Genomic DNA, 5,966 nt, shown 5'->3' with positions numbered 1-5,966 from the left:
GCATCGCCTATATGCTGGGCTCCACCGGCGGCTATCTAGCCGGCTTCGTGGTGATGGCCGCGATCGCCGGCTGGGCTGCCGATCGCGGCTGGGACCGCCATCCGTTCAAGCTCTTCGTCGCCATGCTTACCGCCGAGGTGGTCATGATGGCGATGGGTTTCGCCTGGCTGGCGGCCCTGATCGGGCCGGAAAAGTCGTGGCAGTTCGGCGTCATGCCGTTTATCGCAGGCGACCTGATCAAGGTGGCTTTAGCCGCCAGCCTGGTGCCGGCCGTCTGGGCGTTGCTGCCAAAGCGGCCCTGAGAAATCCGTTTGAACAGAGCCAAAAAAGCCGGCGCTCACCCGCCGGCTCTTTTTGTTAGGACGGTGTCGACACTTCGGTGTCTGCTATCCGACCGAACCCGGCGCGGCGGCTGTGCGCTGGTTCAGGCGGAGATTGACAAGCCACTGGGGCGCGTTGTTCGATGCTCCACGCCATCACGCTGTCGCAGGTTATGTAACCTGATGTCGGTTTGCCTGACTTGCGCCGAGTTCGGAAAGGATGGCAGAGGGTGACTTTGAAGTTTGGTACCAGTGGACTGCGCGGCCTCGTCAGCGAGCTTCGAGGACCGCCGGCATTCACCTACACGGCCGCGTTCGTGCGCTTGCTCCAGGGACGGGGCTCGTTGAAAGCAGGCTCGAAGGTTTATGTGGGACGCGATCTCCGCACTTCCAGTCCCGAGATCGCGAAGCTTGTTCATGCGGCGATCGCCGAGGCCGGCCTGATGCCGGTCGATTGCGGAGCGTTGCCTACGCCCGCACTCGCGCTTTACGCCTACGGCGAGAATGCACCGGCGATAATGGTCACCGGCAGCCACATTCCAGACGACAGAAACGGGCTCAAATTCTACCGGGCGGATGGCGAGATCGACAAGCGCGATGAGGGCGACATTGTCGAAATCCAGGCGGGCATCAAGGACACGGTCCCGTCGCTGCCGCCGGTTGAACCGGCGCGGTTGGGCACCGAGCCGTCCCGCCGCTATGCCGAAAGGTTTCTTGGTTTCTTCGAGAAGGGCAGCCTTTCCGGTCTGCGCGTCGGCGTCTACCAGCATTCGTCCGTGGCGAGAGACATCATCGTCGACATTCTTCGCGGGCTTGGGGCCGAAACGATCCCTCTGGGCAGGGCCGAACATTTCATTCCAGTCGATACCGAAGCGCTCAGGCGGGAGGATGTGGCGCTTCTCAAGGCCTGGGCGGCGGCAGAGCGGTTCGATGCGATCGTGTCCACCGATGGCGATGGCGACAGGCCGCTCGTGGCGGATAACAGCGGCATTTTCGTGCGCGGCGATCTGGTAGGCGCGATCACCGCGCATTTCCTGGGCGCCGACTGCGTCGTCACACCGGTCAGTTCCAATTCAGCTTTGGAACGTTGCGGGTATTTCGCAAGGGTCCTTCGCACGCGCGTGGGCTCGCCCTACGTCATTGAAGGTATCGGCACGGCTCTCGCCGAGGGCGCAAGATGTGTCGTGGGGTTCGAGGCCAATGGCGGCGTACTCCTGGGTTCGGCTGTCGAGAAGGATGGGCGCACCCTCCCGGCCTTGCTGACCAGGGATTCGCTATTGCCAATCCTTTGCGCGCTTTCAGCGATTGCGAGCACCGGCCGACCGCTCGCCGAGATCGCGGCCGGCTTTCGCTTTCTTGTCGGGGCAAGCGGTCGGCTTGAAGGAGTGCCGACCGAGAACAGCGCGTCCTTTCTCGGCAGATTGGCAGCCGATGCACCCTATGCCGACAGGATCTTCGCGGTTCTCGGGGGCGTCGCGAATATCGACAACCATGATGGTGTGCGTATCACCGCCCGCAACGGAGAAGTTGTGCACTTCCGCGCGTCAGGCAATGCACCCGAATTGCGTTGCTATGTCGAAGCAAAAGCGGAAACCCGCGCGGACGAATTGCTCGGCTGGGGCCTCGCTCTCGGCCGAACTCAAATCTTGGAAAGTTGAAGTTTGATCAACATCGTTCCTGTCATCATAAGCGGCGGCGTCGGCTCCCGGCTCTGGCCGATTTCGCGCGCGTTGCATCCGAAGCCCTTTATCCCGCTGCCGGAGGGTGGGACGCTCATTCGCAAGACCTACGCCCGCGCCGTGGATATCGAAGGCGTCGATCATGTTGTGACGGTCACCAACCGCGACCTGTTGTTTCTCACGGCCGATGAACATGCGGAGGTGACCGCCCCAGGCGTGAAGAACACATTCCTGCTGGAGCCGTTCGGCCGCGATACCGCGGCCGCGGTTGCGCTCGCGGCACTGCATGTCGCGCGCGAGAACCTGGACGCCATTCTCGTCGTGCTCCCCGCGGATCATCTGATATTGGATCAGGCCGGCTTCCGCGCGAGCGTGGCGAGGGCGGCGACGCTTGCGGCTTCAGGCCAGATCGTCACGTTCGGGGTGAAGCCCGATCGCCCTGAAACAGGCTTTGGCTATATCGAGGTCGAGGGCGACAGGGTCCTTCGGTTCGTGGAAAAGCCGAATGCGGCGACAGCCGCCCAATTTATCGCCAGCGGCCGTTTCTTCTGGAACTCGGGCATTTTCTGTTTCGCGGCCCGCTCGATGATCGAAGCCATGCAGGACCTTTGTCCGGACGTCTTGTCCAGTGCGCGCGCGGCCCTCGACAAAGGCAGGACCAGCGACGCCATGGATCGGCTCACCGTCGAGGTGGACAGGGATAGCTTCGCGGCCGTTCCCGCCGTTTCCATCGACTATGCAGTGATGGAGAAGGCAAGGAACGTGGGGTTCGTGCCTTGCGGTTTCGATTGGTCGGACATCGGCTCATGGACCGTGCTGTCGGAGCTTGTTTCGGCCGACGACAAGGGCAACCGGGCCACCGGCGAAGCAATTCTGCACGATGCGGCGAACTGCTACGTGCACAGCGAAGACCGGTTGGTTGGCGTTGTCGGCGTTTCGGATCTTTTGATCGTGGACACGCCGGATGCGCTTCTGGTCGCCCACAAGGACAAGGCGCAGGAGGTGAAGGACCTCTACAACCGCCTCAAGGCGGATGGGCACGAGACGGCGACAGTGCATCGCACCGTACATCGCCCGTGGGGCACCTATACCGTCCTGGAGGAGGGGCATCGCTTCAAAATCAAGAGGATCGAGGTCAAGCCGAACGCCCGCCTCAGTCTTCAGGCACATCATCACCGTTCCGAGCACTGGGTTGTGGTGAGCGGAACCGCGAAGGTCGTCAATGGCGAGAGCGAAATCCTGCTCACGACCAACCAGTCGACTTACATCCCCTGCGGCCACAAGCATCGCCTGGAAAATCCGGGTATTCTTCCGCTCGTCATGATCGAAGTGCAAAGCGGGGAATATCTCGGCGAAGATGACATTGTACGCTTCGACGACGTTTATGCTCGGGCCTGATTGCTGACTGGGCCCGCAGGGCCGAGAAATCATCTGATATATTCAGATATATAGAGAGCATTGATGACAAAGACAGCATTGATAACCGGCATCACCGGGCAGGACGGCGCCTATCTGGCGGAGCTCCTGCTCGCCAAGGGTTACGAGGTCCACGGGCTTGCACGGCGCTCGAGCACCGCCGACGTCAACACCACGCGCCTGAAATGGCTGGGCATCGAGAAGGACGTCCGGATCGTCGACGGAAATCTGACGGACCTGTCCGGCCTGGCGCGCACGATGCGCGACATAAGGCCGGACGAAGTCTACAACCTTGCCGCTCAATCCTTCGTCAAGTCCTCATGGCAGCAGCCGATCCTGACGGGCAACGTCACCGGCATGGGCGTGACCAACGTGCTCGAGGCGCTGCGCCTGGAAATCCCCGGTGCGCGTTTCTATCAGGCCTCGTCGTCGGAAATGTACGGTCTTATCCGGGAGCCGATGCAGTCGGAGGCCACGCCCTTCTACCCGCGCTCCCCTTATGCGGTCGCGAAGCTCTATGGCCACTGGATCACCGTCAATTATCGCGAGAGCTTCGGCCTGCATGCATCGAGCGGCATCCTGTTCAATCACGAATCGCCGCTTCGCGGTATCGAGTTCGTGACCCGCAAGGTCACCGACGCGGTCGCGCGCATCAAGAGAGGCATGGCCACGGAATTGCGGCTCGGCAACATCGATGCCAAGCGCGACTGGGGCCATTCGAGGGATTATGTCCGCGCCATGTGGCTGATGTTGCAGCAGGACCAGCCGGACAACTATGTCGTCGCCACCGGCAGGACGACGACCGTGCGTGACATGTGCCGGATTGCGTTCGAGCATGTGGGGCTGAAGATGGACGACCACCTTGTGATCGATCCCGATCTGTTCAGGCCGGCGGAAGTCGAAGTGCTGCTGGGAAATCCGGCCAAAGCCAAGGCCAAGCTAGGATGGGAGGCGGCGATCTCGTTGGAAGAGATGATCCGCGAAATGGTCGATGCCGACCTCGAACGTCATGCCAACCCGCCGAGACGCTGGTGATAGGAAAGGCCTTTTTGCCAACATGATCGGTACGTTGAAGCATCGCATCCTGGTAACCGGAGCCAGCGGGTTTGTCGGCACGGCCTTGTTGCAGTTGCTGGAGCGGGAGCATGCTGGCTGCGAGGTGTTCGTGCTCGGTCACGGCGAAGGGCGGCGAAACCCGATCGATCTGCGGGACCGGGAGGCGGTCGATGACGCCGTCCGCGAAATCCAACCCACAGCGCTTGTCCATTTGGCTGCGGTCGCCGCGCCTTCCGATGCACGCAACGAGCCGCGGCATGCCTGGGACGTCAATGTGACGGGCACGATGAATCTGGCCGAATCCGTGATGCGCCATGCTCCGAAGGCCAGGTTCGTCTATGTTGGCAGTTCGGAAGTTTACGGGGCCTCTTTCCAGAGCGCGACTGGTCCTGTGACGGAAAACACGCCGCTCCGGCCGGTGAACGTCTACGGTGCCACCAAAGCCGCCGCAGACCTTATGATCGGGCAAATGTCCTACGATGGCCTGCGTGCCATTCGCTTTCGCCCGTTCAATCACACTGGCCCTGGCCAGTCCGACACCTATGTGGTCTCCGATTTCGCACGTCAGGTCGCCGAAATCCTATCGGGCAAGCGCGAGCCAGTCATTCATGTCGGAAATCTGGACGCCAAGCGCGACTTTCTCGACGTTCGCGACGTCGTGCATGCCTATGCGACCGCCGCGATCCAGGCCTCTGAGACCGGACCTGACTGCGTCTATAACATCGCGTCCGGACGACCTGATAGAATTCGAGTTATCCTGGATGCGCTCATTGCACAGTCGGGCATCGACATCGAAGTGCGTGCGGACCCGGAAAGGTTTCGACCGAACGAGATACCCGTCGCCTGCGGTGATGCATCAAAGGCACGCGAAAGGCTGAACTGGGCACCTTTGGTGCCCTTCGAGCAAACAATAGCCGACGTTTTAGGATATTGGCGTCGGATATGCAGCGGATGATAGCAACAGCGTCGAAATCAAAACCGACAATTGACAAGCCAGGGCATGAAACCTAAGCACGGGCAACTTGACGTCGAGGCGGGGGCCGCGGTAGTTCAAGGAGAGCTTGTTGAAAGGAATTGTCCTTGCGGGCGGCAGCGGAACACGTCTCTATCCGCTAACATTAGCTGTATCTAAGCAAATCCTGCCGATCTACGACAAGCCGATGATCTATTACCCGCTGAGCGTGCTGATGCTCGCGGGAATCCGCCAGATCCTGGTCATTTCAACTCCGCGCGACTTGCCGGTGTTCCGGGAGTTGCTGGGCGACGGCACGGAATTCGGGCTGGAGCTGTCCTACGCCGAACAGCCCCACCCCAATGGTCTTGCCGAGGCGTTCATCATCGGCCGCGAGTTCATCGGCAAGGACAGCGTGTCGATGATCCTCGGCGACAACATCTATTTCGGCGAAGGCTTGTCGCAGCTTTGCCGCACGGCGGCGGCGCGCGAAAGCGGTGCGTCCGTGTTCGCCTATCATGTCGACGATCCTGAGCGCTACGG

The 5,966-nt window shown here is 61.1% G+C and carries 6 protein-coding genes; all 6 read left to right on the top strand.

The features are described 5' to 3' along the window. On the top strand, positions 1-302 hold a 302-nt coding region (locus tag EOA29_RS22190; protein ID WP_189478956.1), incomplete at its 5' end, for a biotin transporter BioY. A gap of 218 nt (positions 303-520) precedes the next feature. After that, the gene (locus EOA29_RS22185; protein WP_245468513.1) at positions 521-1,978 is read left to right on the top strand and encodes a phosphomannomutase; all 1,458 of its coding nucleotides are present in this window, start codon (positions 521-523) and stop codon (positions 1,976-1,978) included. Between the two features lie 6 nt (positions 1,979-1,984). Beyond that, positions 1,985-3,397 carry a mannose-1-phosphate guanylyltransferase/mannose-6-phosphate isomerase gene (locus EOA29_RS22180; protein ID WP_127221534.1) on the top strand — a complete coding sequence of 471 codons (1,413 nt, stop codon included), beginning with the start codon at positions 1,985-1,987 and terminating at the stop codon, positions 3,395-3,397. Between the two features lie 63 nt (positions 3,398-3,460). After that, complete coding sequence (gene gmd / locus EOA29_RS22175; protein WP_127221530.1) at positions 3,461-4,450, top strand: GDP-mannose 4,6-dehydratase; 990 nt, start codon at positions 3,461-3,463, stop codon at positions 4,448-4,450. A 22-nt stretch (positions 4,451-4,472) separates the two neighbouring features. Next, positions 4,473-5,426, top strand: a complete 954-nt coding sequence (locus tag EOA29_RS22170; protein WP_127221532.1) for a GDP-mannose 4,6-dehydratase — start codon at positions 4,473-4,475, stop codon at positions 5,424-5,426. A gap of 109 nt (positions 5,427-5,535) precedes the next feature. Further along, positions 5,536-5,966: sugar phosphate nucleotidyltransferase (locus tag EOA29_RS22165; RefSeq protein WP_148669385.1), on the top strand; the 431-nt coding region annotated here is incomplete at its 3' end.

Origin of the sequence: Mesorhizobium sp. M1E.F.Ca.ET.063.01.1.1 (genome assembly GCF_003998155.1) — a bacterium.
In the GTDB taxonomy this organism is placed as follows: domain Bacteria; phylum Pseudomonadota; class Alphaproteobacteria; order Rhizobiales; family Rhizobiaceae; genus Mesorhizobium.
Note: the sequence above shows the minus strand (reverse complement) of the source record. Positions and strands in the feature narration are given on the sequence as shown.